Below are 25,728 nucleotides of genomic sequence, written 5' to 3'. Positions count from 1 at the left end.
ATTCTTTACAATGGGAATTCCAACAGGGGGCAAGGTGAGTCCCTGAAAAATCAGATTGAATGGCGGGTAGACATGAAAAAACTGCGCCCCACTTGCAGCCACTGCATCTACTGGACGGAAGATCACACGGCAGATCCGGCAACGGCGGGCCATTGTCATCGCTACCCGCCTGGCATCTACATCAACCCTCAGTCAGGCGTGGTCGTCCAGAAATTCCCGACGACCGATCACCATCACTGGTGCGGGGAATGGAACGGCGACGACACGCGTCTTGTCCAGGCTCTGCATATGCAGCTGGAACAGAGCATTTAGTGCTGCGTCACGCAGCGCCTTCATATTCCGACGAAAGCTCAAGCCAACGCTCTTCGATCTCGGCGAGTTTCTTTTCAGCGTCGGAGCGGTCCTTGGCGAGTTTTATCGCCTTCGCCGGATCGCGGGCGTAGAGATCGGCATTGGCCAGTGCCGCATCGCATTTCGATATCAGCGCCTGTTGCTTTTCCATCTCCTTTTCGCAAGCCGCGATTTCCTTGCGTAGCGGGGCCAGTTGGGAGCGGCGCTCGGCAGCCTCACGACGCCGGTCCTGCGCGGATTTCCGGTCGCTATCGTCTACCTGCGGCTTGCCGCCGTTTTTAGGTTTTTCGTCGCGCGACAGGATCAGTCGGCGGTAGTCGTCCATGTCGCCGTCAAAGGCCTTCACCCCGCCGTTTGCAACGAGCCAAAGGCGGTCCGCGCAGGCTTCCACAAGGTGCCTGTCGTGCGAAATCAGGATCACCGCGCCGTCGAAACCGTTGATCGCGTGGATCAGCGCCTCGCGGCTGTCTATATCCAGGTGGTTCGTCGGCTCGTCGAGGATCAGGAGGTTCGCGCCGTGAAAGGTGGCGAGCCCTAAGAGCAACCGCGCCTTCTCGCCGCCGGAAAGATCTTTGGCTGCGGTATCCATCCTGTCCGTAGGCAGGCCGAATTGCGCGACGCGCGCACGCACTTTCGCTTCCGCAGCGTCCGGCAGCAACCGGCGCACATGGTCGACCGGGCTTTCGGCAGGGCGCAGTTCATCCAGTTGGTGCTGCGCGAAAAAGGCGATCTCCAGCTTCGCCGCGCGGGTGATATTGCCCGACTGCTCGCCAAGCCTTCCGGCGATCAGTTTCGCGAAGGTCGATTTGCCGTTGCCGTTGGCGCCAAGCAGCGCGATCCGGTCGTCCGGATCGATATTGAGGCTGAGGTCTTTCAGCACCGGCTCGCCGCCATAGCCGACGGCGACATTCTCAAGCTTGATGATGGGCGGGGAAAGCTGGGCGTTCGGATCGGGGAAGGTGATCGGCTGGACGTGATCCTCGATTACGGAGGCGATCGGCTGCATCTTCTCAAGCATCTTGAGGCGCGACTGCGCCTGGCGCGCCTTGGTCGCCTTGGCGCGGAAACGGTCGACAAAGGCCTGCAGGTGCTTTCTCTGCGCGTCCTGCTTTTCCTTCGCCTTGGCCTGCAGCACCATCGCCTCGCGCCGCTGTCTGTCGAAGCTGTCATAGCCGCCGCGATAAAAGGTGAGCTTGCCCCGGTCCAGGTGAACGATGGAATCGACCGCCTTGTTCAGAAGGTCGCGGTCGTGGCTGATGATGATGACCTGATGCGGATAACGCGCGACATAGCTTTCAAGCCAGAGCGTGCCTTCGAGATCGAGATAGTTTGTGGGCTCGTCGAGTAGCAGAAGATCGGGCTCGGAAAAAAGAAGCGCGGCAAGCGCCACGCGCATCCGCCAGCCGCCGGAAAAGGCGGAGCAGGGGCGCTGCTGTGCCGCTTCGTCAAACCCGAGGCCGGAAAGGATCCGCCCCGCGCGCGCTTCCGCCGTATGGCTGCCGATGTCGGCAAGGCGGGTGTGGATTTCCGCGATGCGGTGCGGATCGCTTGCGGTTTCGGCCTCGGCGATGAGGCGCGTGCGTTCCTCATCGGCTGCCAGCACGGTGTCGATCAGGCTCACTTGCGTGCCCGGCGCCTCCTGCGCGACCTGGCCGATACGCACGCCCCTCGGCGTCAGGATATCGCCGGATTCGGCCTGCGCCTCGCCCGTTATCAGCCGGAAAAGCGTGGATTTGCCGGCGCCGTTTCGGCCGACGAGACCCGCCTTGGAGCCTGCCGGCAAGGTGACGCTTGCCTTGTCGATGAGCGTTCGCCCGGCGATCCGGTATGTGAGTTCGTTGATCTGCAGCATGGCGCGGATCAATGGCAGGAGCGAGGCCGGAGTTCAAGGGGCATCAGCCTTTGAACGTTATCCCTTGTGCGCCCGCTCACCGTTGAAGATGCGCCATGCGCGCTTGATGTTTTCGGCCCGGAAGCCGTGCCCGCTCGGGTAGAGACAGACCTCCAGCCGCTTGCCGGCGTTGTTTTCCTTGCGCGCGCACTCCATGTCGGAAAGTTCCTCATGGCCTGCCGGCTTGTAGCCGCCGATGCGCGTCATCAGCTTAAGCGCTTCGAAGACATTGCCCTGCTTGGCCTCGCGGATGCGCCGCCCGTCAAGCGGCACGACCTTGTCATTCGTGCCGTGGTAGTGGATGAGGTTGACCGGCCCGGTGGGGCATTCGTCCGGCACTGGCTCCCAGAAGGTGCCGGACATCGGCGCGAAGCCCATGAATTCGTTGCCCCGGTAGCAGGCGAGGTGCCACGTCACCATGCCGCCAGCTGAAAATCCGGTCATCATGATGCGGTCGGGAGCGATCCCGAACCGTTCTTGCAGATCGGCTTTCAGGCTGTCGAAATACGCAAGCTCGTCCTGTCTCAAAAATTGGCTCGCGCCCGGGCGATGCGGCAGGTTCCAGTGTCCTTTCACGCCGTTCGCCGCGATGAACGCGACACCCAGTTCGTCGGCAATTTTCGTCAGCGCCTTGTTGCGGATCGTTTTGACGGCAGCTCCTCTGTGGCCGTGCGCGTAGACGATGGCGCCGAGATCGTCGATCTTTTCGTAACCCTCTGGCAGCACGATCCGGTAGCTGCGTTCGCCGATCAGGCAATCGCTGTCCCTTCCGCAGGCGTTGGCCGGATTGACCCCGCCGAGCATCGCCGCCGAAAGCAGTGCGGCGGCGCAGATTCCGATTTTATAGAACTTCATGAATGAACGCTCCGCTGGAAAACCCCGACTGATAAGTATAGGACCGGATAAGCCGTTTGACCGCCCCCTAACGTCAATTTGAGCGTCGAGCTTCCTCGCGACATCGAAAGCTTGCGCCGTAGCTCCTCCCGAAGCGCGGCAGATCGTTTTCGCGACAATTGTTTTGCAATTTTATTCCGCAGCGTCATACGCTCGATCCGCAGTCATGACATTCAAGACAGGGGGAAACGCCATGTGCGTGCCAGGATGCCAGGAAGCGGTGATGCGTCGCCTCAGCCGGCGGGGCTTTTTCAAGGGATTGGGGGCGGCAGGTGCGGGGGCGGCCGTTTTCACCGCCTTTCCGCCGCCGCGCCCCGCGCATGCGCAAGGGGCTTCATTCTCCAGGGTGGTGGATCTCACGCATCCGCTCGGGCCGGATTTCCCGACATTCTTCGGCAAGCCCCAGCTTTCGATGGAACGGAACGCCGCCTTCGCCAAGGACGGCTACAACATGTTCACCTGGACGGTCGTTGAACACACGGGCACCCATCTTGATGCGCCGATCCATTTCTCGGCGGATGGCGCAGACGCCGCATCGATCGGAGCGGACCAACTCGTCGTGCCGCTCGCCGTTGTCGATATCAAGGACAAGGCGGCATCGAACCCTGACTATCGGGTCACTCCCGATGATCTGAAGACCTGGGAAGCGGCGAACGGCGAACTGCCGAACGGCGGATGCGTGGTGATGAACTCCGGTTGGGCGCAATATGTAACGGGCGAGAAATTCCGCAACGTCGATGCCGAGGGCGTCATGCATTTCCCCGGCTTCCATGTGGAAGCGGCCATGTACATGATGGAAAAGGGCGTCGTCGGCATGGCGGTCGACACCCTTTCTCTCGACTTCGGAGCGTCGAAGGATTTCTCGACGCATTACGCCTGGCTGCCGTCCGGGCGCTGGGGCGTGGAATGCGTGGCGAACCTTGACGAGGTTCCGGCGACGGGCGCGACCTTCGTTCTCGGCGGGCCGAAGATAAAGGGCGCTTCCGGAGGCCCGAGCAGGGTATTCGCTCTGGTTTGAGCGCTCTCTGGTACCGCGCATCGAGCGTTGTTACCGGACGATCGGATGACGTGAACCTGGCTTCACCCTCACCCGGCGCTGCCGCGCCGACCTCTCCCTTCAAGGGAGAGGTAAGGGAGCCTGCGGTCGGCATTTATGCTCCTGAATTACGCGGTGTCCCAATTTGTTGCACTTGATATCGGGTAGAGGAGGGGCCACTTGCGCACCTTCTCCCCGCGAAGTCGGATGTTTCCGACTTCGCCATTTATTTTCCAAACTCGGGAACACCCGAGTTTGGGCGTCGGATGTTTCCGACTTCGCCATTTATCTTCCAAACTCGGGAACACCCGAGTTTGGCGGGAGAGGGTCGGGGAGAAGGTGCCCTAAAGGCGCATTTGCGACGCTGCGGTTCCGCTCACTCAAGTGTTTCGTAAAGCCGCTTGATGAGCGTCATGCGCGGAACGAGCGATGAGATGAAGATGTGCTCTTCAAGCGTATGGGCGCCGTTGCCGTCGGCTCCCATCCCGTCGATCGTCGCCAACTTGTCGGCGATGAAGTTGCCGTCCGATCCGCCCCCCGTATGTTCGCCGATCAATTCGAAGCCGATTTCCTGGGCCAGTCCGGCGGCATGGTCGAACAGGCGTTTCGAAGCGTCACTCTGCTCGAACGGCGGACGGTTCATTCCGCCCGTCACTGTGACGGTACAGCCGTCAGTCTGCGGCTTGAGGTTCATGATTTTCTCGACCATTTCCTGGCCGGCTTGCGCCGTCGGCACGCGCAGGTCGATTTCCGCGCGCGCGTGCTGGGCAATCACGTTGGAGCCGGTGCCGCCTGAAATCACGCCGACGTTGACGGTGATACCGCGTTCGTAATCGGTCATCGCTTCAAGCGTCAGGATCTGATGTGCCAGTTCCCTGATTGCGCTGCGCCCGTCCTGATGGCGCGCCCCCGCGTGCGAAGGGCGCCCTTCCACAGCCAGTTGAAAGCGGGCAACCCCTTTGCGCGCCGTTACGATATGCCCGCCGTTGCGCGCAGGCTCCGTCACGATGCAGTATTTCGCGCGCCCGCCCAGTTCCTCGATCAGCGCTTGGGATGTCGGGCTGCCGACTTCCTCATCCGAAGTGAAGAGGTGCCAGACAGGCAGGGACGGGGCCTTCCGCTCCTCGGCGATGCGGCGCATCGCATCGAGCGCGATATAGGCGCCTGCCTTCATGTCACAGACGCCCGGGCCATACAGCCTGTCGCCGTCGCGGCGGATGGGAAGCGCGGTGGCGAGCGTGCCTTTGGGATGTACGGTATCCAGATGGCTCAGGGTCAGGATATAAGGCTCGTCCAGACCGCCCCAAGGCGAGCGCACCAGAAGGTGTCCACCGTATCCTTCGCGGCCCGGAAAACGCTTGATGCCGGCACCGAAACCCGAAGCTTCGCCCGCGACGATGCCCAGCAGCCGGTCGAGGTCGGTGGCATCGGGCGTATTCGTCTCCACCTCTACCCAGTGGTTGATGCCTTCAACCAGCGCGTCGACATCCGGCTCCGCCATGGCATTGTCCTTTTTTCGAAATCTGTTTGAAGGGCAGGCGTTTGCGGCATGTCCGGCGCAAGCGATCCCTGCCTGTGAATCGGAAAGTGGCAAGGACTATCGCAGATGCCTCGGCACGCTGGCAAACACGGCGGATAAATATTCCTCGCTTGCGCGTTACTCGGTCGAAGGTGGGAACAGGCGACGCCGGGGGCCATCAATGTCTTCGAGGTGAAGAAGGATTCAAGCGAAAATCCCGCCGCTACACCTGATTTCGATGCCGCGCCGACTCGGTCCAACCCTGGCAAATCCGTATTGGGAAGCTTGCTGGCAGCAGTATCAGGGGCCGGTCAACGAACCCTGTTTCATCCGGTTTGAGGGCTATATGAATGTCACATTCTATCGCCGATGCCTGAAAGACGTGTGCGAGATGGAAGGCCGTCCGTTCTCCGGTTTCATCCACGTGGAGCACTGGCACGGTTGATCGCTTATGATCGGGATCACGCCGCCGATGCGTCTTTCGACATTCCAATCCCGGTTTCGCGCTGGAAGTAGATCATGTCGAGCGCTTCTGGCTTCTTGCCAAGCATCGTCAGGAAAGCATGCGCCTGACCGCGATGGTGGGTCTGGTGATTGAAGAAGTGGAACATGGCCGAACCGAGCGGCTGCTCCATCACCAAAGGCTTGCGGATGGTGCGATAGAGGATTGGGCGCATGATGTCGGATTCGTTCAATTGCTGTATGAAGCCGAGAATACGTCCGTCCACGCTTTCGCGACGCTCCTTCAGGGACGCAAAGTCCTCCGTCAGCACTTCGTCCAGGCTGTCGAGTGAATCTCCAAGGCCCGTGAAGCGATGCATCCATATGAGATCGGCGACGAGCAGATGGTCGAGCGTGCCGTGCACAGACCGGAAGAACGCGCCGAGATCGCGGTGGTATTCTTCCGATGTAAGCTCATCACAGGCTTTCAGAATACGGGCGTTGGCCCAGCGGTTGTATTCTGCGAACATGAGCAATGCGGCCTTCATCCCGACCTCGCTTTCCAAAGACGCATCGGTTTCCAATGGATTTATGAAAGCATGGAGCGGCCGTGTGCGCATTGAGCGGCGTCAAATTTGGGCCAATCTGCCGCTTGAGCCGCCATTTCGCGCGCTGGATGCGGAATTCCGTACGGTCGATCACGCAGCCGTGCTTCGAAGTTGCGTCGAATGCGGTTAGTTTCGCGCGCGAACGATGACCCATTACTGGAGGTTACCCTTGAAACCGATCCTGTACGATCTGTGCGGCGCCAATCCCGAACAGCGTTTCAGCCCCTATTGCTGGCGTACCGTCTACGCCCTGGCGCACAAGGGGATCGAGGTTGAAGTTCGCCCGACACCCTTCACGAAGATCAAGGACATCGCGCCGGACGCCGGCAAGACGGTGCCGATCCTCGTTGATGGCGACAGGGCCATTTGCGACAGCTGGGCGATCGCGACCTATCTCGAAGACACCTACCCGGACAAGCCGAGCCTCTTCGGCGGTGATGGCGGGCGTGCCGCCAGCCGCTTCGTCGAAGGTTACATCATCTCTTTGATGCCGATTTTCGCTTCGCTCGTCGTCAAGGATGTCCACGACGTTCTGGCACCGGAAGACCAGGCCTATTTCCGCACCACCCGCGAAGAGCGTTTCGGCAAGACGCTTGAAGAAGTGCAGGCCGGTCGTGAAAACCGCCTGGGCGATCTCGCCAAGGCGCTGAAGCCGCTGGAAATCATGCTCGGCAATCAGCCGTTTATCGGCGGCGATGCGCCGCTTTACGGCGACTACGTTATCTTCGCCGCTCTCCAGTGGGGTAGAGTGGTCAGCGATATCGAGCTTCTGGAAGCCGGCACCCCGGTGCATGCCTGGTTCGAGCGCTTGCTCGACATGTATGACGGTCTCGGCCGCAAGGTCGCAACCGGTCAGGCGGCTGCTGCGGCTTGACCTCGTGCGCCATCGTCTGCGGCCGGGGGTGTTGAGCCCCGTTTTCCGGCCTTGCGGCGATCAAGGCACAAGGCTATACCCGTGCCCGCAACGGGGATGAGCCGGCGAGCGCTTTCGGCGCGGTGCCGGCTTGTCTTTATCGGGTTCAAAATGCTCGCAGCCGCGGCGAACCGAACGCCGCCTGCGTAATGACAAGACGGGACTGGATTTATGGCGATCGAACGCACTTTCTCGATGATCAAGCCGGATGCGACCAAGCGCAACCTGACCGGCGCCATCACGGCCATGCTGGAAGAAGCCGGCCTTCGCGTGGTTGCTTCCAAGCGCGTGTGGATGTCTCGCCGCGAGGCGGAAGGTTTCTACGCGGTCCACAAGGAACGTCCGTTCTTTGACGAACTGGTGGAATTCATGTCCTCCGGTCCGACCGTCGTCCAGGTTCTGGAAGGCGAGAATGCGATCGCGAAGAACCGCGAAGTGATGGGTGCGACCAATCCGGCGGACGCCGCGGAAGGCACGATCCGCAAGAAATACGCCGAATCCATCGGTGAAAACTCCGTCCATGGCTCCGATGCGGCTGAGACTGCGGCGGAGGAAATCGCCTACTGGTTCTCGCAGACCGAAATCGTCGGCTGAAATCGCCGTCGGATTTCTCGATAACCTTTTTGGGCAGGGCCGGCGTCGAGCCGGCCCTGTTTTTCTTTTTCCTCGACGCAAGCGGACGAACTGGCCAAATGGCGGAACTTCGCCAATTGCCGGCGGCTTGACAGAGGCGGCCATCGGGTCGACAAACACCGTCTTTCTGGAATTTATCCTCGCGATGGAATGCCCATGAACGCGCCGGTTATCCGCTCTTCCGCCTGCCCGCACGATTGCCCGTCGACCTGCGCGCTCGACGTTGAAGTGATGCCGGACGGCAGGATCGGGCGTATTCGCGGCGCGAAGGACAACCGCTACACCGCCGGCGTCATCTGCGCCAAGGTTGCCCGTTATGCCGAGCGGCTCTACCACCCCGACCGGTTGACGCATCCGCTCGTGCGTGTCGGTGCAAAGGGGGATGGGCGGTTCGAGCGTGTTTCGTGGGAAAAGGCGCTGGATATCGTTGCTGAGAAATTTCTGGAGGCGGAAGAACGTTTTGGTGCCGAGGCCGTCTGGCCATATCATTTCGCCGGTACCATGGGCCTTGTACAGCGCGATGGCCTGCATCGGCTGCGGCACGCTAAAAGCTATTCCCGCCAATATGATACGATCTGCACGAATATGGCCTGGAATGGCTATATCGCCGGGACGGGACGGCTTGCGGGGCCAGATCCACGCGAGATGGCGGTGTCCGATCTGGTGGTGATCTGGGGCACGAACCCGGTCAACACGCAGGTCAACGTCATGACCCACGCGGTGATGGCAAGGAAAACGCGTGGCGCGAAAATCGTCGTGATAGATGTCTATCCGACGGAAACGCTGAAACAGGCCGATATAGGCCTTGTGCTGAAACCGGGCACGGATGCGGCACTTGCCTGCGCGGTGATGCATGTCCTCTTCCGCGACGGATATGCGGATCGCGAGTACCTTGAAAAATATACCGATGCGCCGCGTGAGCTCGAAGCGCATGTGAAGACGCGCACGCCTGAATGGGCCGCATCTATCACCGGTCTGACGATTGACGAGATCGAGAGTTTTTCCCGTCTGGTGGGCGAGACGAAACGGACATTCTTCCGCCTCGGCTATGGTTTCACCCGCTCACGCAACGGCACTGTTTCGATGCATGCCGCTTCCTGCATCGCCTCCGTCACCGGAGCGTGGAAATACGAAGGTGGCGGTGCTTTCCACAACAACGGGCGTATCTATGAACTTAACAAGACCATGGTCGAAGGTCTTGATATCGTTGATGAAACTACGAGGAAACTTGACCAGTGCCTGATCGGGCGCATCCTGACTGACGACCGTGAGGCGCTTCAGGATGGCCCGCCTGTGGCGGCAATGCTAATCCAGAACACCAACCCGGTTTCGGTAGCGCCCGAGCAAGCCCTTGTAAAAGAAGGGTTTTCCCGAGAGGACCTGTTCGTTTGCGTGCACGAACAATTCATGACCGAAACGGCGCAGATGGCCGATGTCGTCCTGCCCGCAACGCAGTTTCTGGAGCATGACGACATCTACAAGGGTGGCGGACACCAGTACCTCATTTTCGGACCGAAGCTGACGGACGGGCCCGGTGAAGCCAGGGAAAACCTGTTTGTCCAGAATGAGATAGCGCGCCGCACGGGGGCGAAGCAACATCCCGGCTTCGGCATGACGGCCCGTGAGCACATCGACTGGATGTTGCAGAAATCCGGCTACGGAACGCTTGAGGAACTGGAGGAAAAGCGCTGGCTCGATTGCCAGCCCGATTTCGAAACAGCGCATTATATCAACGGCTTCGCCTATCCCGATGGCAAGTTCCGCTTCAAGCCTGACTGGACCCGTATTCCGGCCGCCAACAACGGGCCGATGGGGCCCTGGGCGGATATGCCGGTCTTGCCCGATTACTGGCCTGTGGTTGAGGAAGCGGATGAAACCCACCCCTTCCGCCTTGCGACCTCGCCTGCAAGATCTTTCCTCAATTCCACGTTCAACGAAACGCAGGGATCGCGAAAAAAGGAAGGCCGGCCGGAGGTGATGATCCTTCCCGGTGATGCGAGCGCTCTCGGTATCGAAGATGGCGATCTCGTCGTTCTCGGCAACCGGCGGGGCAGGGTAACGCTCCACGCAAGGTTGACGGATGGCCTGAAAAAGGGCGTGGTAATCGCGGAAGGCATCTGGCCGAATGATGCGTATCCCGATGGAAACGGCATCAACACGCTGACCGGAGCGGATCCTGTCGCGCCCTATGGCGGAGCCGCTTTTCACGACACCGCCATATGGATCAAGAAGGCCTGAGTTTCATCTCAGGCCGCAGCCGGGACGATCGCCTTGTCCTTGAAGACCTCTTCCTCGAAGCGGATGACATAGGCGCGGAAGGCCGGAACCGTCTCGGCATATGACCTGAGTGGCGACGTGAATGCCGGGTTCAGGATGTTCGACAGAAGGCCCACAATCGTGGCATCGATCGTGGTTGGCTCGTCGCCCAGAAAGAACGCCTTGTCGTCGAGATATCCCGCGATCGCATCGAGATCCCGGCGCCCGGCATCATAGATCGCCGTTTGTTCATGCAGGCCAAGGCCGTGCGCGGCCAGTTTCTCGTCGAGCGATCGCCTGATTTCCATGAAGGCGGGTTGACGCTGATCTTCCGGCAGTGCGCTCAAGACGCCGTTTATCATTGTCGTTTCGTTTCGCGGGTCGATCCAACGGCTGTAGAGGATCACCCAATAGAGATGATCCTCGCCAAGGCGGCGGAATGCTTCCGCGACTGACAATTCCATTGTTGTCAGGGACCTGTCGGCATTTAGCCCGTGGTAACGCTCCAGATGCGCCTGAATGAGCGCGCTGTCGGGTATGACGAGTTCGCCATCTCTCAGCACCGGCACCTTGCCGCGCGGTGTCACGGAAAGATCGACGATGTATTCGCAGATATACGGCTTGCCGGCCATGGCAAGCAGGGCTTCGGCCTTATAGCAAAAGGCGCTGAGGCTGCGGGTCCCCGGCATCGAAGGGAAAGCTATGAGTGTAAGCATGACGTGATCTCCCGGTTTTTGGATAGCCGCTTGATACGCCAGTAGTACTGACAGCATAATGTCAGCATCCTCCCGTTCGGTTCCAGGGACGTTGACGATGCGCCGCGCCGACAGACTGCTGCAGATCATCCAGGTGTTGAGGCGTGAGCGAAGACCGGTAAGCGGGCGCTACATCGCGGAGGAGCTTGAGGTTTCGCTAAGGACTATCTATCGCGACATGGTGGCACTGGAGGCAAGCGGCGTGCCGATACGCGGTGAGGCCGGGGTCGGCTATATCCTCGAAGCAGGCTACGACCTCCCGCCAATGATGTTCGACACCGACGAGATGGAGGCCGTCATGCTGGGCCTGCGCATGGCAGAAAGCAGAGGCGATGCGGCGTTGGCCAAGGCGGCGCGAAATGCGGTGGCGAAAATCGCGGCGGTGCTGCCCGCTACGATGCGCGATGAATTTATCGAGATCCCCCTGTATGCGCCCGTTTTCGAGCCGTTTCCGCAAGAGCGGATCGAACTTCCTGAATTGCGCGCGGCGCTCAGGAGCGGGCAGATCGTGGAAATTCTCTATCAAGTGCCGGATCGTATGCCTGAAAGGCGCAGGATCTGGCCGATCGTGCTCGGTTTTTTCCAGCAATCGCGCGTGCTCGGCGCCTGGTGCGAGTTGCGTCAGGATTTTCGCAATTTCAGAACGGACCGGATTATCGAAATGACGGTTACAAACCGGCGCACACCGGTGAACCGACAGAAACTCTTCTCCGACTGGAAGGAGCAGCAACTCCTGGAACTGGAACGCTACAAGCAGGAGCGGAAGGTCGCAGCGAGCTAATTTTCCGGTACAATCAAGGACCTGAAGTCGTTCGAGCCTTCAACGCCTGTTAGTACGCGCATTCCCTCAACACTTGTTCGTTCTGACGCTACGAGCGCAAGTGCTCGCGGATAGATCTTGTGCTCCACTGCGAGGACGCGTGCCGCGAGCGTCGCGGCATCGTCGCCGTCCATCACCGGTACCGCTCCCTGCACGATAATCGGGCCGGCATCCATCTCGCTGCGGACGAAATGGACTGTGGCGCCGTGAATGCGGCAGCCTTCGGCGAGGGCGCGAGTGTGGGTATCAAGCCCTTTGAAGGATGGCAGCAGCGCCGGGTGAATGTTGAGAATACGGTCATGCCAACGGTCTGTGAACCACGGCGTAAGGATGCGCATGAAGCCGGCCAGGCAAATGAGATCGATATTCCTGTCGCGGATTGCCCGGTCGAGTTCTTCCTCGAATGCCTGTCGAGAGCCGCGGCCGCGATGGTCGATGGTGGCAGTTTCGATACCCTCCGCCGACGCTTTCTCAAGCCCGCCGGCCTCCGGCACGTTCGACACGACAAGCGCGATTTCAGCGGGATAGTCATTGGCGCGCGCGGCCTCGATCAGCGCGGTCATGTTGCTGCCGCGTCCGGAAATCAGGACGGCAACGCGCTTCCGCAACGTCATCTCAAAGCTCCAGTGCGCCTTTGAAGACCACGGCCTCGCCTTCACGCGGAACCAGACGGCCGATTTCGACGACTTTCTCACCTTCCTCGACTAAAATTTCGCGAATGATGCCGGCTTCCCGTCTGGAAGCGACGACGACCATGCCGATCCCGCAATTGAAAGTCCTGAGCATTTCCGCTTGCGCCACGCCGCCTTCCGCCGCGAGCCATTTGAATACAGGTGGCACGGAAACCGCCGAAAGGTCGATTTCGGCACAAAGCGTGTGCGGAAGAACGCGCGGAAGGTTTTCAGGCAGCCCCCCACCAGTGATATGAGCAAGTGCCTTTACGCCTGATGTGCGCCTCATCGCCGCAAGAAGCGGCTTCACGTAAACCCTGGTCGGCGTCATCAGTGCTTGAGCCAGCGTTGAACCGATGGCGAAAGGCGCTTCATCCTTGAGGGATATGCCGGAGCGCTCGACAATCCTGCGAACCAGCGAGAAACCATTGGAGTGAACGCCCGACGAGGCAAGGCCGAGCAGAACGTCACCTTCGCCAACGTCGTGGCGCGGCAACAGCCCTTCGCGGTCGACCGCGCCGACCGCGAAACCGGCAAGGTCGTAATCCTTTTCGGCGTACATGCCCGGCATTTCCGCCGTTTCGCCGCCGATCAACGCGCAGCCGGAAATGCGACAGCCTTCCGCGATGCCCTTGACGACGCTTGCCGCAGCTTCCACATCGAGCGCGCCACAGGCGTAATAGTCCAGGAAAAACAAGGGCTCGGCGCCCTGCACGACGAGGTCGTTGACGCACATGGCGACAAGATCGATGCCGACAGTGTCGTGCAGGCCGGTTTCGATTGCGATCTTCAGTTTCGTGCCGACGCCATCATTGGCGGCGACCAGGATCGGATCCGTGAAACCAGCGGCCTTCAGATCGAACAATCCGCCAAAGCCGCCGATCGTGCTGTCGGCACCTGGCCGGGCGGTCGCCTTCACGAAGGGCTTGATCCGGTCGACCAGGGCATTGCCCGAGTCGATGTCCACGCCGGCATCGGCATAGGTGAGACCATTCGCCTTTCGGCTGGAAGTATCGCTCATCGAGGTTCTCCGGAATTCTTTCCGCCGCGTCTACAATGCGGGCGGAGCAAGGGCAAGGCGGGAACGCAGGAATTCGCAATTCCGCAGTGCCGTGAAAGACGGTAAAGGGAACTGCGATAGTTTGCTATAAATGTGGAATTCATGGAGATGCTGCGGGTGACGGTGCCCAACTTCATCACCATCGCAAGGCTCATTGCGGTCCCTGTATTCGTCTGGCTCGTCGTTGATGGGCGGGAGGCGACGGCGTTCTGGGTGTTTCTGGCAGCGGGAATTTCGGATGCCGCCGACGGATATATCGCTCGGCAGTTCGACCTGCGCAGCCAGCTTGGCGCATATCTGGACCCGATCGCGGACAAGTCTCTTCTGGTGGCTGCTTTCGTCTCTCTCGGACTTGCCGGGCTCATTCCGAGCTGGCTGGTCATTGCGGCTGTCGCGCGCGATTTCCTGATTATCGGCGCCGTTGTCGTATCCTGGGTCATGGATCATCCGGTAACGGTCAAACCCCTTTTCGTCAGCAAGGCGAATACGCTTTCCCAGATCACTTTGATAACATTCGTTCTGGGGCAGGCGGCTTTCAATGTCAGCGTGGATATGGTGGAAGCCGCCATGGTTTGGATCACCGGCAGCTTGACGCTGGTATCTGCCGCTGCGTATCTCGTAACGTGGCTGCGCCACATGGCGGGTGAAGAAATTTCGCAACCGGTCAACGGTGCTGCGAACGGCGACCGGAACGGAGACAAGCGACCGTGACCCTGCAACGCCAAATCTCGTTCTGGCTGTTGGCGCTGGCCGCCGCAATCGCCTTTCTTTATGTCTTCAGCCCCATCCTGCTGCCATTCGTTGCCGGCATGGCGCTTGCCTATCTTCTGGACCCCATCGCCGACCGGCTGGAGGCAATAGGCCTCAGCAGGCTGGCAGCGACGGTCACCATTCTTGTCCTTTTCGTGATCTTATTCATCGTGGCGTTGATCGTCATTCTGCCGGTTCTGGGCAGTCAGCTTGCCGGTTTCATCGAGAACCTGCCCAGGTTGATCGGCAATCTTCAAGGCATCATAACGGAACAGCTCGGCGCCCGCCTGCACTCAATTACCGGTATCGGCGTCAAGGATCTGCAATCGAATTTCGGCGATATCCTGAGCAAGAGCGCAAGCTGGTTCGGCGGCTTGCTCCAGTCCGTCTGGAGCGGGGGGCAGGCGGTTCTTTCCATCGTCTCCCTTTTCGTGGTCACACCTGTCGTCGCGTTCTACCTTCTCCTCGACTGGGACAGGATGGTGGCAAAGATCGACGACTGGCTGCCGCGCGACCACCGGGACGTCATTCACCGGCTCGCGCGGGAGATGGACAAAGCTGTGGCCGGATTCGTTCGTGGCCAGTTCAGCGTTTGCCTGTTGCTCGGCATATTCTACGCCGTTGGCCTTGCCGCCGTTGGGCTCAATTTCGGCCTGCTCATCGGGTTGGGCGCAGGGATGGTGAGTTTCATTCCCTATGTCGGCGCGACCTTGGGGTTCGTCGTCTCGCTTGGCGTCGCGCTCGTTCAATTCTGGCCGGACTGGCCCTGGATCGTGGCTGTTTTCGGTGTTTTTGCTGTCGGTCAATTCCTGGAAGGAAATATTCTGCAGCCGAAGCTGGTGGGGCGCAGCGTCGGCCTGCATCCCGTTTGGCTCATGTTCGCTCTTTTCGCTTTCGGTTATCTTCTGGGCTTTGTAGGGCTGCTGATTGCTGTTCCGGTTTCGGCGATGATCGCGGTTCTGGTGCGCTTCGCCCTGGAACAATACAGGTCAAGCCGGCTTTATATCGGAACCGGCGTGCCGCCGAACGCAAGGGAAAAGGACGATGCCTGACCCGATTGGCGCAGGCCAGATCCCTCTGGACCTGCCGTTCGACGAGGCGCTTGGCCGCGACGACTTTTTGATCGGCGCTTCCAACCGAAGCGCCTTCGAGATGATCGATCGATGGCCGAATTGGCCATCAGATGTGGTGCTTCTGGCCGGGCCCATCGGCGCCGGCAAGACCCATCTCGTCGAAATCTGGCGGGAACTGTCGGGCGCCCGAAAAGTGTTTGCCGCAGATCTTCATCGTACAGAACCTGCCTCACTTGCCGCGCAGGGCGCATTGGCGGTCGAAGATGCCCACGCGGGATTTGATGAAAAGGCGATGTTTCACCTGCTGAACACCTGCCGCCAACTGGGCGCGCAAGTGCTCATCACCAGCCGCACATGGCCGCAAAGCTGGAAGTTGACGGTGCCGGACCTTGTATCGCGCCTGCGAGCGGCAACACCAGTGGAAATAGAGGAGCCGGACGACGATCTTCTGCGTCGTCTCCTGGTGAAGCTTTTCGCGGACCGACAGATCATGGTCGATCCCGGCGTGATCGACTTTCTGGTCGTGAGGATGGAGCGTTCGCTTGCGGTGGCCGGCATGGTCGTCAACCTGCTGGACCGGATGTCGCTTGCCGATCGGCGGAAAATCACACGTCCGCTTGCCGGCAAATGCCTGGAAATGCTGGCGGCGAGCGGCGAGTAAGCGGGCGGTTCATTCATCTTTTTACCTAAGGTCTTTGCCAGATGTTCGCGGGCAATGGAAAATCCGTCATAGTCCAGGGATAGGAATGCATCTGACCGTTCTCGATCCGGAGTTGGATATATGACCGAAACGACAGAAACGCCGGTAGAGACAAAGCGCATGGAGGCGACCGAAAACCAGCCGGTCGCCGTGTTGCCCAAACGCTTCGACGCCGCCGAAGCACTTGCAGGGCAGCCGGAACGCTTTATGAATCGCGAGCTTTCCTGGCTGCAGTTCAACCATCGGGTTCTGGAAGAATCAGAGAATGAATCCCACCCGATGCTCGAACGCCTGCGTTTCCTGTCGATCTCGGCGAACAACCTCGACGAATTCTTCATGGTTCGCGTCGCAGGCCTTCGCGGCCAGCAACGGGCGGATGTGGCGACGCGCTCCGAAGACGGGCTGACGCCCACCGGCCAACTCGAACGGATCGGGCGGGCCGCGCAGCGCCTCCAAAGCGAGCAGCAAAGATGCTGGCGTTCCCTAAAGGAAAAGCTTTCCGAGGAAGGGATCATCATCGTCGACGGGCCCGATCTGAAGAAAGCCGAGTTGGCGTGGCTCGAAGACCATTTCCTGTCTCACATATTCCCGGTACTGACGCCGCTCGCTATCGACCCTGCCCATCCGTTCCCGTTTATCCCGAACCTCGGTTTCACGCTCGTTCTTGAGCTGGCGCCCGCAAAGGGCGGGCGGGGGATGACGGCGCTTCTGCGCATGCCTGTGCAACTCGACCGCTTCGTGCAATTGCCGAGCCAGAAGAACAACAAGGACGTTCAGCGCTTCATCACAATCGAAAATGCGATCGGGCTTTTCATCTCACGGCTCTTTCCCGGTTATGAAGTGCGCGGCAAGGGTGTTTTCCGGGTCATCCGGGATTCGGATATCGAGATCGAGGAAGAGGCGGAGGACCTGGTGCGGCTCTTTGAGTCGGCGCTCAAGCGGCGCCGGCGGGGTTCGGTGATCCGGCTGGAAATCGAAAAGTCCACGCCCAAGGCGCTAAGGGAGTTTGTGGCGGAGGCGCTCGATGTTAATGAAGACGAGATATTTCTCGTCGACGGGCTTCTGGCGCTCAACAACCTCTCCCAGCTTGTCAGCATCGACCGGGACGACCTGAAGTTCCATCCGTTCTCCGCGCGCTTTCCCGAACGCATCCGCGAGCATGGCGGCGACTGCTTTTCGGCGATCCAGCAGAAGGATATTGTCGTCCACCATCCATATGAATCCTTCGACGTGGTGGTGCAGTTCCTGCGGCAGGCGGCGCAAGATCCGGACGTTGTCGCGATCAAGCAGACGCTTTACCGGACGTCCAACGATTCACCCATCGTCAAGGCGCTTGCCGAAGCCGCGGAGGCGGGAAAATCCGTTACGGCGCTCGTCGAACTGAAGGCGCGCTTCGACGAGGAAGCGAACATCCGCTGGGCGCGGGATCTTGAGCGTGCGGGCGTACAGGTCGTCTTCGGTTTTCTCGAGCTTAAGACGCATGCGAAACTTTCCATGGTCGTTCGCCGCGAGCACGGCGAACTCAAGACCTACTGCCACATCGGCACGGGCAACTATCACCCGATCACGGCGCGGATCTATACGGACCTTTCGTTCTTTACGGCTGACGAGGTGATTGCGCGGGATGTCGCGAAGATATTCAACTACATCACCGGTTATGCGGAGCCGGCCGAGCTTGAGAGGCTGACCGTTTCACCGATCACGCTGAGGAGCGATATCCTGAGGCTCATCCGCCAGGAGGCGGAGCACGCAAAGGCCGATCGTCTGGCGCAAATCTGGATGAAGATGAACTCGCTGGTCGATCCGGAGATTATCGACGCGCTTTACGAGGCAAGCCAGGCGGGTGTGGAAATCGATCTCGTCGTGCGCGGCATTTGCTGTTTGAGGCCTGGAATCCCGGGGCTTTCCGAAAACATCCGCGCCAAATCCATCGTTGGGCGCTTCCTGGAGCACAGCCGCATCTTCTGCTTCGGAAACGGCTACGGCCTTCCCTCTGCGAAAGCTCTCGTCTATATCGGCTCCGCCGACATGATGCCGCGTAACATCGACCGGCGCGTGGAGGCGCTCGCGCCCCTTCTGACACCAACTGTGCACGAGCAGGTTCTGGAACAGATCATGGTCGCCAACCTTAAGGACAACCAGCAAAGCTGGCGTTTGTTGCCGGATGGCGGGCATGAAAGGATCGTGCCGACGAAAGGCGAGGAACCCTTTAATGCGCACGAATATTTCATGACAAATCCCTCGCTATCGGGACGCGGCAAGTCCTTGAAGCGCCACTCCCCGAAATCGATCCTGGAACCGCAAAAGCGTGGCTGATGTAACCGAAAGCGAATTGCCGGTGCGTGGCCGCCTGAACGGAAGCGGGCCCGTCGCCGTTATCGACATCGGATCGAACTCTGTGCGTCTTGTCGTCTATGAACGGCTGTCCAGGGCCCCGACAACCCTGTTCAACGAGAAGGTGCTGGCGGGACTTGGACGGGGCGTCGGCAAGACTGGCAGGCTGGCGAATGAATCCGTGGCGCTGGCTCTTTCCACGCTGGTACGCTTTCGCCGCATCTGCGACCAGTCGGACGTGAAGGCGCTACATGTCCTTGCGACGGCTGCGGCGCGCGATGCGGAGAATGGCGCGGAATTTATCGCGGATGCCGAACGTATCTGCGGCGTGAAGGTAAAGGTTCTTTCCGGAAAGGACGAGGCGCGGCTTTCCGCCTACGGCATCATGTCCGGCATCTGGCACCCTGCCGGCATTGTCGGCGATCTAGGCGGCGGCAGCCTCGAACTCGTGGAGGTGGAGGGTGAAACCGTGGGGCGCGGCAAAACGCTGCCGCTCGGTGGAATACGGCTTCAGGAACAGGCCGATGGCAAGCCGGCAAAAGCACAAAAGATTGCCGACGAGCACCTTCAGAAGATCGATTGGCTGTCAGGCGGGGAGGGGAAGGACTTTTACGCGGTTGGCGGTACATGGCGTTCGCTTGGGCGGCTTCATCTCTTCCAGAAGGGGTATCCGCTTCATGTGATGCACGACTATTCGATCGCTCTCGATGAAGCGATCGACTTCTGCCAGATGGTCGTGCGTCGCGAAGTGGACACGATCGATTGCATCGAAGTCGTTTCCAAAGCACGGCGGCCGCTGCTCGCTTTCGGGGCGGCGGTGATGGAGCGCACCCTGAAGCGGATGAAACCGCGCAGGGTCGTATTCTCCGCCCTTGGCGTGCGCGAAGGGCTGTTATTCGATCTCATGACGCCCGAAGCGCGCGCAATGGACCCGCTGGTGGAAGCGGCGCGGGAGCTTTCTCTCTTGCGTTCCCGCTCGCCTGCTTATGCCGAGGAGCTTATCGACTGGACAGGCAGGCTTTTCGCAGCGACAGGCATCGATGAAACCGATGAGGAAAAACGCCTGCGCGAGGCAAGCTGCCTCTTGTCCGATATCGGATGGCGCGCTCATCCGGATTACCGAGGCGAGCAAAGCCTGAATATCATTTCAAATGCCGGATTCGTGGGGGTAGACCACGCCGGCCGCGCCTATCTGGCACTTGCGGTCTATTATCGCCACCAGGGCCTGATAGACGATGCGTTGAGCCCCCGCATTCGCGAACTGGCCAGTTCGCGGATCAAGGAAAGAGCAAGAATCCTCGGAGCGGCATTACGCGTCGCATCCGTGATCACGGCATCTGTCGAAGGCATCCTTCCATTAACGGAAGTGGTCGTCGACGGGGATTCCGCCATGCTGCGGCTTTCGGGCCAGCTTGCTGATCTCGATGGCGAACGCCTGCGAAAGCGAATGAGCCAGTTCGCCAAGCTGGTCGGCATGAAGGGCATCGTCCTGCCGCTGCCGTGATGGCGATTCCGGCGGACGTTGCGCGCCGTGCTTATTTCACTCCGCTGCCATTTGCGACTTGCCGCGGCCTTGTCGCCGTTTGCGTTTGGGAGCGGGCTCTTCGGCAATATCGGCCGATTGCGGAACGGCAACAACGCGCCGCCCATTGAAAGCCAGCGCGATCTCGCCGGTCTTGAGCTTTAATGCGGTTTCGCCAAAAAGTTCTCGTCGCCAACCTTTAAGCGCTTCCACATCGGCTTCATCGTCCGCGGCGATCCGCTCTAGATCCTCAACGGTGGCGATGACTTTCGCGGCAACGCCATGCTCTTCGCTTATGAGTTTCAACAACACCTTCAGAAGATCCACGGCTGCGGCCGAACCATCCGGCGCCGGACGGCCCTTCGGCAGTGTGGGAAGCTGATCTTTGGGAATCTCCAGCGCGCGCCTTACTGCGGCCAGAATATCCTCCGCCGATCGTGAGCGCTCGAACCCTCGCGGGATCGTGCGAAGCGCGCCAAGCGCATTGGCGTTTTTCGGCTGTTGGGATGCGATCTCGTAGATCGCGTCGTCCTTGAGTACACGGTTGCGCGGCACGTCCCGGTTTTGCGCCTCGCGCTCGCGCCAAGCAGCAAGTTCTTGAAGTACGGCCAGTTCAATCGGTTTGCGCACCCGTAACTTCAGGCGCTGCCAGGCTTTGTCCGGATCTGTGCGATAGGTCGCCTCCGAAGTCAGGACTTCCATTTCGTCCTCAACCCAGTGGCTGCGGTCCTGTTCGGCGAGGTTGACCTGAAGGAAACGATAGACTTCGCGCAAATGGGTGACATCCGCGAGGGCATATTCGAGTTGCTTTTCCGTCAGCGGTCTGCGCGACCAGTCGGTAAAACGAGACGATTTGTCGATTCGCGCGCCCGTGATCTTTTGCACCAACTGATCGTAGGAAATCGAATCTCCAAAGCCGCAAACCATTGCTGCGACTTGCGTATCGAAAACGGGATGCGGGATAAAGCCGCCGCGGTGATAGACAATCTCTATATCCTGCCGCGCAGCGTGAAAGACCTTCGTCACCGCTTCGTTTTTCATCAAATCAAAGAATGGTTCGAGGTCCAGCTCACTCGCTAGCGCATCCACGATGATCGCTTCGTCGGGAGACGCCATTTGAATGACGCAGAGCTTCGGCCAGAAAGTCGTTTCACGCAGGAATTCGGTATCGACCGTGATGAATGCGTGCTCTGACAAACGATTGCAGGCGGCGGCAAGTTCTGAGGTTCTTGAGATTACTTTCATGGTGATCGCGACATATACCTCAGCTCCGCCCATTTGTCGCCACGAAACCGCCGAAGTGCGACCATCATCCCCCAACCACCTGTCGAAGATACTGAAATGAGGGTGATAACCGCAAATTTTGCGCCTTTGCTATTCGAGGAGATTGCGAATCATTCGCGAGGAAGTAGGCGAAATGTCTTTTTGGCCGGTGCCGGGAACGGCACGATGATGGTCAGCACCATCATGTCCGCTTCGTTGCAACGACGCTTCATGCTCATCCTGAAGCGATTGTAGTGCGCTTGGAGGTGCGGCGGCCGGCTTGTGATCGGCCTGCCGGATTGATAAATCACCGGCTCGGCGCCTCATGCCCCTTGCAACAAACTGGCGGCATGTGCCCGTGCGAATCTTGACTTTGCCGACGTGGCGTGGCTTGTCCACCCGGCGCGCCCGATGCGCGGCAATACCGATTTCCATTTCTGACACTTGGCCGAGGACACTTATGCATCGCTATCGCAGCCATACGTGCGGAGATCTGCGCGAAGCCCATGTGGGTGAGACCGCTCGCCTTTCAGGGTGGGTTCACCGCGTGCGCGATCATGGCGGACTGTTGTTCATCGACCTGCGCGACGACTACGGCATTACCCAGTGCGTGGTCGATCCGGATTCTGCCGCTTTCGCCCTTGCCGAAACGGTTCGCGCGGAATGGTGCCTGCGCATCGACGGAGATGTGAAGAAGCGCTCCGATGAAACGATCAACTCCAATCTGCCGACGGGCCATATCGAGATTTTCATTCGCGAGCTGGAGGTGCTTGGCGCGGCGAAGGAGTTGCCGCTGCCTGTTTTCGGCGAGCCGGAATACCCGGAAGATGTTCGCTTGACGTATCGGTTTCTGGATCTTCGCCGAGAAACCTTGCACAAGAACATCAAGATCCGCTCCCAGGTAATCGCCTCCATCCGCAAGCGGATGTCCGATGTCGGCTTTACCGAGTACCAAACGCCGATCTTGACCGCGTCTTCACCCGAGGGCGCGCGAGACTTCCTTGTGCCTTCGCGGCTTCATCCGGGCAAATTCTACGCGCTTCCGCAGGCGCCGCAGCAGTTCAAGCAGCTCTTGATGATGTCGGGCTTCGACCGCTACTTCCAGATCGCGCCTTGCTTCCGCGACGAAGATCCGCGCGCCGACCGCCTGCCGGGCGAATTCTATCAGCTCGATCTCGAAATGAGCTTCGTCGAGCAGGAAGACGTCTTCCAAGCGATGGAACCCGTGGTGCGTGATCTCTTCAAGGAGTTTTCCGGTGGGAAGCCCGTAACGGAAACGTTCCCGCGCATTCCCTATGCGGATGCGCTTCGCAAATACGGCACCGACAAACCCGACCTTCGCAATCCGATCGAAATGCAGGGTGTCAGCGAGCATTTCGCTGGGTCGGGCTTCAAGATCTTCGCCCGCATGCTGGAAGGCAGCTCGCATAATGAAGTGTGGGCGCTACCTGCTCCTGGCGGCGGCAGCCGTGCGTTTTGCGACCGGATGAATTCCTGGGCGCAAGGCGAAGGCCAGCCGGGCCTGGGTTACATCTTCTGGCGCAAGGAAGGCGAGCACCTTGAGGGGGCCGGCCCGATCGCCAAGAACATAGGGCCCGAGCGGACCGAGGAGATCCGACTTCAGCTTGGCCTCGGCGATGGTGATGCAGCTTTCTTTATTGCGGGCGAGCCGAAGAAATTCGTGGACTTCGCCGGCAAGGCGCGCGTCAAGGTCGGCGAGGATCTGGAACTCATCGACCGGGACCGCTACGCGCTTGCCTGGATCATCGACTTCCCGATGTACGAGTGGGACGAGGACGAAAAGAAGATCGAGTTCTCGCACAATCCTTTCTCGATGCCGCAGGGCGGATACGAAGGTCTGACCTCGAAAGATCCGTTGGAACTCAAGGCCTATCAGTATGACATGGTCTGCAATGGCTACGAGATCGCTTCGGGTGCGATCAGAAACCACAGCCCCGAAACGATGAAAAAGGCCTTTGCGATCGCCGGTTATGACGAAAAGACTCTTGAGGAAAAATTTGGCGGCATGTACCGGGCCTTCCAGTATGGCGCTCCTCCGCACGGCGGCATGGCCGCGGGTATCGACCGCATCGTCATGTTGATCGTCGGTGCGATAAACCTGCGGGAGGTGACGCTATTCCCGATGAACCAACAGGCACATGACCTCTTGATGGGAGCGCCGTCGGAAGCAACGCCGAAACAGCTTCGCGAGTTGCATATCCGTCTCAACCTCCCGGAAAACGGCTGAATTCTGAAGCCGGAGGATTGCAACCGAGGCTGAAAACAGGCTAAGGGCGTTTGACCTGCCGGTCGGACGCCCGCTTGCGTTCCAGCCGGTACATATGACGTTCCGTCGTAGCGGAAAGCCGTCACGCGTCGCATATGCGCAGATTGTCGCCCAGGGTGAATTTACGTGCTGAACCGTTTGCTGGCCCGTATACTCGAGGATCCGGACGGCGCTCCGGCCCTGATCGGCCGCCTCGTTTCCGAGAACGCGCGAGCCTATCTTCCGCAATATCTGCTTGCGTTTGTCTTCATGGGTCTTGTCGCTGCGACGACGGCGGCGACAGCCTGGATCATGAAGGACGTGGTGAACGAGGTTTTCATAAACCGCGAAATCAATACGGTTTATGTCATTTCAGCCGCGGTGGTCGCCATATTCGTGGTCAAGGGGGCGGCTACCTACGGACAGACTATGCTCTTGCAGCGCATCGGCAACAATATGGTCGCCAATGTGCAGCGGCGTATCTATCGGCATGTCGTCCGGCAAGGGTTGACGTATTTCGACGAGACGTCTTTTGGTGATATCGGCACGCGACTTTCACACAACTCGCGGGCTGCACGCGCTGCGCTGGAAATGGTTGTCACCAGCCTCGGCCGCGACCTCTTCACCCTGATCGGGCTTTTGTTCGTTATGATTGCCCAGGATCCGATCATGAGCCTCATCGCGCTCGTGATCATGCCGCCTGTTGTCATTCTGGTCGCAAAGCTCGTGCGCCGGGTCCGCAAGGTTGCGAAATCCCAGTTCGTGTCGATGACGGATATCCTGTCATTGGTCAAGGAGACGGCTGGCGGTATCAGGATCGTGAAAGCCTTCGGGGTGGAAGATGTTCTCACCAGCAGGATGGACAAGGCGATAGGGGACGTAGAAATTCAGGCGAACAAGATCGCCCGGCTGACGGCGCGCACCTCGCCGATAACCGAAACGCTCGGCGGGCTGGCGGTCGCGGCTATCATCCTCTACGGGGGATATAGCGTGATCGAAATGGACAGGGATCCCGGCGGTTTCTTCGCGTTCATTACCGCGCTGCTTCTAGCCTATGAACCCGCCAAACGATTGGCGAGATTGAACGTCGCACTGAGCAACCAGCTTGTCGGTGTGCGGTTGATGTATGACCTGCTGGATCGCCCGATCAACCTTCGAGACAAATCGGGCGCGCGGGACCTGGTGATCGAACGGGGCGAACTCAAGTTCGATAACATTATTTTCCGCTATAAGGATACGCCCGCGCTCAACGAATTTTCGATGGTGGCGCCGGCCGGGAAAGTGACGGCGCTCGTCGGCGCATCGGGTGCCGGCAAGTCGACGGCATTTTCTTTGCTCGAACGCTTCTATGACGTGGAAAGCGGTGAGGTTTCCATCGATGGTATCGATATTCGAGATGTAACCCTGGCTTCCTTGCGCGCCAATATCGCACTGGTAAACCAGGATACTTTTCTTTTTGATTTAAGTATCCGCGACAACATCGCGCTTGGCCGAAAGGATGCGAGCGAAGCCGAAATCATGGACGCGGCAAAAGCCGCCAATGCTCATGGCTTCATCATGGACCTGCCGGGCGGTTATGACGCATCGGCGGGCGAGGGCGGTTTGCAGCTGTCCGGCGGCCAGAGGCAACGCATTGCCATTGCACGGGCCATGCTTCGCGATGCGCCGATACTGCTGCTGGATGAAGCGACTTCGGCGCTGGATGCGGAAGCGGAAGCCAAAATCCAATCCGCACTGGCACGGCTTATGAAGGGGCGTACGACGCTCGTGATCGCCCACCGGCTTGCGACCGTTCGCGACGCGGACAAGATCGTCGTCCTCGATCGAGGAAAGGTCGTTGAAGAGGGAACCCACGACGAACTCTTCGCCGCAGATGGAATTTACCGACGGCTTTGCGACCTGCAGTTCCGCTCGCCCGACGCGGCGGCGTAATCGTTGCCGGCCGACCCGGTTTTGTCCTTCGATCCGGGTT

At 59.6% G+C, this 25,728-nt stretch carries 21 protein-coding genes; 13 read left to right on the top strand and 8 right to left on the bottom strand.

The genetic code is table 11. The features are described 5' to 3' along the window. The first annotated feature begins 72 nt into the window (after positions 1 to 72). Positions 73 to 312, top strand: coding sequence for a hypothetical protein (locus HPQ64_RS14650; protein ID WP_172889254.1), 240 nt, complete (start codon positions 73 to 75; stop codon positions 310 to 312). A gap of 7 nt (positions 313 to 319) precedes the next feature. On the opposite strand, the gene HPQ64_RS14645 is transcribed toward HPQ64_RS14650, so the two are convergent. Together HPQ64_RS14645 and HPQ64_RS14640 are read right to left on the bottom strand one after the other, a co-directional pair. Further along, positions 320 to 2,203: an ABC-F family ATP-binding cassette domain-containing protein gene (locus HPQ64_RS14645; RefSeq protein WP_172889253.1), complete on the bottom strand. Its 1,884-nt coding sequence runs from the start codon at positions 2,201 to 2,203 to the stop codon at positions 320 to 322. A 57-nt stretch (positions 2,204 to 2,260) separates the two neighbouring features. Then, the gene (locus tag HPQ64_RS14640) at positions 2,261 to 3,097 is read right to left on the bottom strand and encodes a CE1 family esterase (protein WP_172889252.1); all 837 of its coding nucleotides are present in this window, start codon (positions 3,095 to 3,097) and stop codon (positions 2,261 to 2,263) included. 232 nt (positions 3,098 to 3,329) lie between these two features. Here HPQ64_RS14640 and HPQ64_RS14635 point away from each other — a divergent pair, with 232 nt between their 5' ends. Then, positions 3,330 to 4,154: a cyclase family protein gene (locus HPQ64_RS14635; protein WP_172889616.1), complete on the top strand. Its 825-nt coding sequence runs from the start codon at positions 3,330 to 3,332 to the stop codon at positions 4,152 to 4,154. Positions 4,155 to 4,548: 394 nt separating this feature from the next. On the opposite strand, the gene HPQ64_RS14630 is transcribed toward HPQ64_RS14635, so the two are convergent. Together HPQ64_RS14630 and HPQ64_RS14625 are read right to left on the bottom strand one after the other, a co-directional pair. After that, a complete protein-coding gene (locus HPQ64_RS14630) occupies positions 4,549 to 5,673 on the bottom strand; it encodes a M20 family metallopeptidase (protein ID WP_172889251.1) in 1,125 nt (374 codons plus the stop codon). A 479-nt stretch (positions 5,674 to 6,152) separates the two neighbouring features. After that, positions 6,153 to 6,680, bottom strand: a complete 528-nt coding sequence (locus HPQ64_RS14625; protein WP_172889250.1) for a DinB family protein — start codon at positions 6,678 to 6,680, stop codon at positions 6,153 to 6,155. Positions 6,681 to 6,909: 229 nt separating this feature from the next. Between HPQ64_RS14625 and HPQ64_RS14620 the strand changes: the two genes are divergently transcribed. The 3 genes from HPQ64_RS14620 (at position 6,910) to HPQ64_RS14610 (ending at position 10,524) form a co-directional block, all read left to right on the top strand. Further along, complete coding sequence (locus tag HPQ64_RS14620) at positions 6,910 to 7,614, top strand: glutathione S-transferase family protein (protein ID WP_172889249.1); 705 nt, start codon at positions 6,910 to 6,912, stop codon at positions 7,612 to 7,614. A gap of 210 nt (positions 7,615 to 7,824) precedes the next feature. Beyond that, positions 7,825 to 8,247 carry a nucleoside-diphosphate kinase gene (gene ndk, locus HPQ64_RS14615; RefSeq protein WP_172889248.1) on the top strand — a complete coding sequence of 141 codons (423 nt, stop codon included), beginning with the start codon at positions 7,825 to 7,827 and terminating at the stop codon, positions 8,245 to 8,247. 195 nt (positions 8,248 to 8,442) lie between these two features. Further along, on the top strand, positions 8,443 to 10,524 hold the full coding sequence (locus HPQ64_RS14610) for a molybdopterin-containing oxidoreductase family protein (protein WP_172889247.1): 2,082 nt from the start codon (positions 8,443 to 8,445) through the stop codon (positions 10,522 to 10,524). An 8-nt stretch (positions 10,525 to 10,532) separates the two neighbouring features. Here the strand turns inward: HPQ64_RS14610 and HPQ64_RS14605 are convergent, their stop codons facing one another. Next, a complete protein-coding gene (locus HPQ64_RS14605) occupies positions 10,533 to 11,258 on the bottom strand; it encodes a glutathione S-transferase family protein (RefSeq protein WP_172889246.1) in 726 nt (241 codons plus the stop codon). Between the two features lie 97 nt (positions 11,259 to 11,355). Here HPQ64_RS14605 and HPQ64_RS14600 point away from each other — a divergent pair, with 97 nt between their 5' ends. Then, positions 11,356 to 12,078 carry a helix-turn-helix transcriptional regulator gene (locus tag HPQ64_RS14600; protein WP_172889245.1) on the top strand — a complete coding sequence of 241 codons (723 nt, stop codon included), beginning with the start codon at positions 11,356 to 11,358 and terminating at the stop codon, positions 12,076 to 12,078. On the opposite strand, the gene purN is transcribed toward HPQ64_RS14600, so the two are convergent. Both purN and purM read right to left on the bottom strand, forming a co-directional pair. Then, positions 12,075 to 12,731, bottom strand: a complete 657-nt coding sequence (purN, locus tag HPQ64_RS14595; protein WP_172889244.1) for a phosphoribosylglycinamide formyltransferase — start codon at positions 12,729 to 12,731, stop codon at positions 12,075 to 12,077. The genes HPQ64_RS14600 and purN overlap by 4 nt on opposite strands. Before the next feature lies 1 nt (position 12,732). Further along, a complete protein-coding gene (gene purM / locus HPQ64_RS14590; RefSeq protein ID WP_172889243.1) occupies positions 12,733 to 13,809 on the bottom strand; it encodes a phosphoribosylformylglycinamidine cyclo-ligase in 1,077 nt (358 codons plus the stop codon). A gap of 147 nt (positions 13,810 to 13,956) precedes the next feature. Here purM and HPQ64_RS14585 point away from each other — a divergent pair, with 147 nt between their 5' ends. From HPQ64_RS14585 to HPQ64_RS14565, 5 genes are all read left to right on the top strand, one after another. Further along, positions 13,957 to 14,559 (top strand): CDP-alcohol phosphatidyltransferase family protein, encoded by a 603-nt coding sequence (locus HPQ64_RS14585; RefSeq protein ID WP_210260282.1) that lies wholly within the window; start codon positions 13,957 to 13,959, stop codon positions 14,557 to 14,559. Next, positions 14,556 to 15,650 carry an AI-2E family transporter gene (locus HPQ64_RS14580; RefSeq protein ID WP_172889242.1) on the top strand — a complete coding sequence of 365 codons (1,095 nt, stop codon included), beginning with the start codon at positions 14,556 to 14,558 and terminating at the stop codon, positions 15,648 to 15,650. The genes HPQ64_RS14585 and HPQ64_RS14580 overlap by 4 nt, the downstream gene beginning before the upstream one ends. After that, complete coding sequence (locus tag HPQ64_RS14575; RefSeq protein WP_172889241.1) at positions 15,643 to 16,332, top strand: HdaA/DnaA family protein; 690 nt, start codon at positions 15,643 to 15,645, stop codon at positions 16,330 to 16,332. Before HPQ64_RS14580 ends, HPQ64_RS14575 begins: the two co-directional genes overlap by 8 nt. Before the next feature lie 120 nt (positions 16,333 to 16,452). Next, positions 16,453 to 18,687 carry an RNA degradosome polyphosphate kinase gene (locus HPQ64_RS14570; RefSeq protein WP_210260281.1) on the top strand — a complete coding sequence of 745 codons (2,235 nt, stop codon included), beginning with the start codon at positions 16,453 to 16,455 and terminating at the stop codon, positions 18,685 to 18,687. Beyond that, positions 18,680 to 20,209 carry a Ppx/GppA family phosphatase gene (locus tag HPQ64_RS14565; protein ID WP_172889240.1) on the top strand — a complete coding sequence of 510 codons (1,530 nt, stop codon included), beginning with the start codon at positions 18,680 to 18,682 and terminating at the stop codon, positions 20,207 to 20,209. Before HPQ64_RS14570 ends, HPQ64_RS14565 begins: the two co-directional genes overlap by 8 nt. Positions 20,210 to 20,245: 36 nt before the next feature. On the opposite strand, the gene rnd is transcribed toward HPQ64_RS14565, so the two are convergent. Further along, positions 20,246 to 21,472, bottom strand: coding sequence for a ribonuclease D (gene rnd, locus HPQ64_RS14560; protein WP_172889239.1), 1,227 nt, complete (start codon positions 21,470 to 21,472; stop codon positions 20,246 to 20,248). A 478-nt stretch (positions 21,473 to 21,950) separates the two neighbouring features. On the opposite strand from rnd, the gene aspS reads away from it, so the two are divergent. Both aspS and HPQ64_RS14550 read left to right on the top strand, forming a co-directional pair. Continuing rightward, positions 21,951 to 23,738: an aspartate--tRNA ligase gene (gene aspS / locus HPQ64_RS14555; RefSeq protein WP_172889238.1), complete on the top strand. Its 1,788-nt coding sequence runs from the start codon at positions 21,951 to 21,953 to the stop codon at positions 23,736 to 23,738. A 165-nt stretch (positions 23,739 to 23,903) separates the two neighbouring features. Next, positions 23,904 to 25,688: an ABC transporter ATP-binding protein gene (locus tag HPQ64_RS14550; RefSeq protein WP_343036015.1), complete on the top strand. Its 1,785-nt coding sequence runs from the start codon at positions 23,904 to 23,906 to the stop codon at positions 25,686 to 25,688. Positions 25,689 to 25,728: the final 40 nt, after the last annotated feature.

Source organism: Hongsoonwoonella zoysiae (assembly GCF_013266695.1).
Classification (GTDB): Bacteria; Pseudomonadota; Alphaproteobacteria; order Rhizobiales; family Stappiaceae; genus Hongsoonwoonella; species Hongsoonwoonella zoysiae.
The sequence above is the reverse complement of the archived record's forward strand: the minus strand, read 5'-3'. Positions and strand labels throughout refer to the sequence as shown.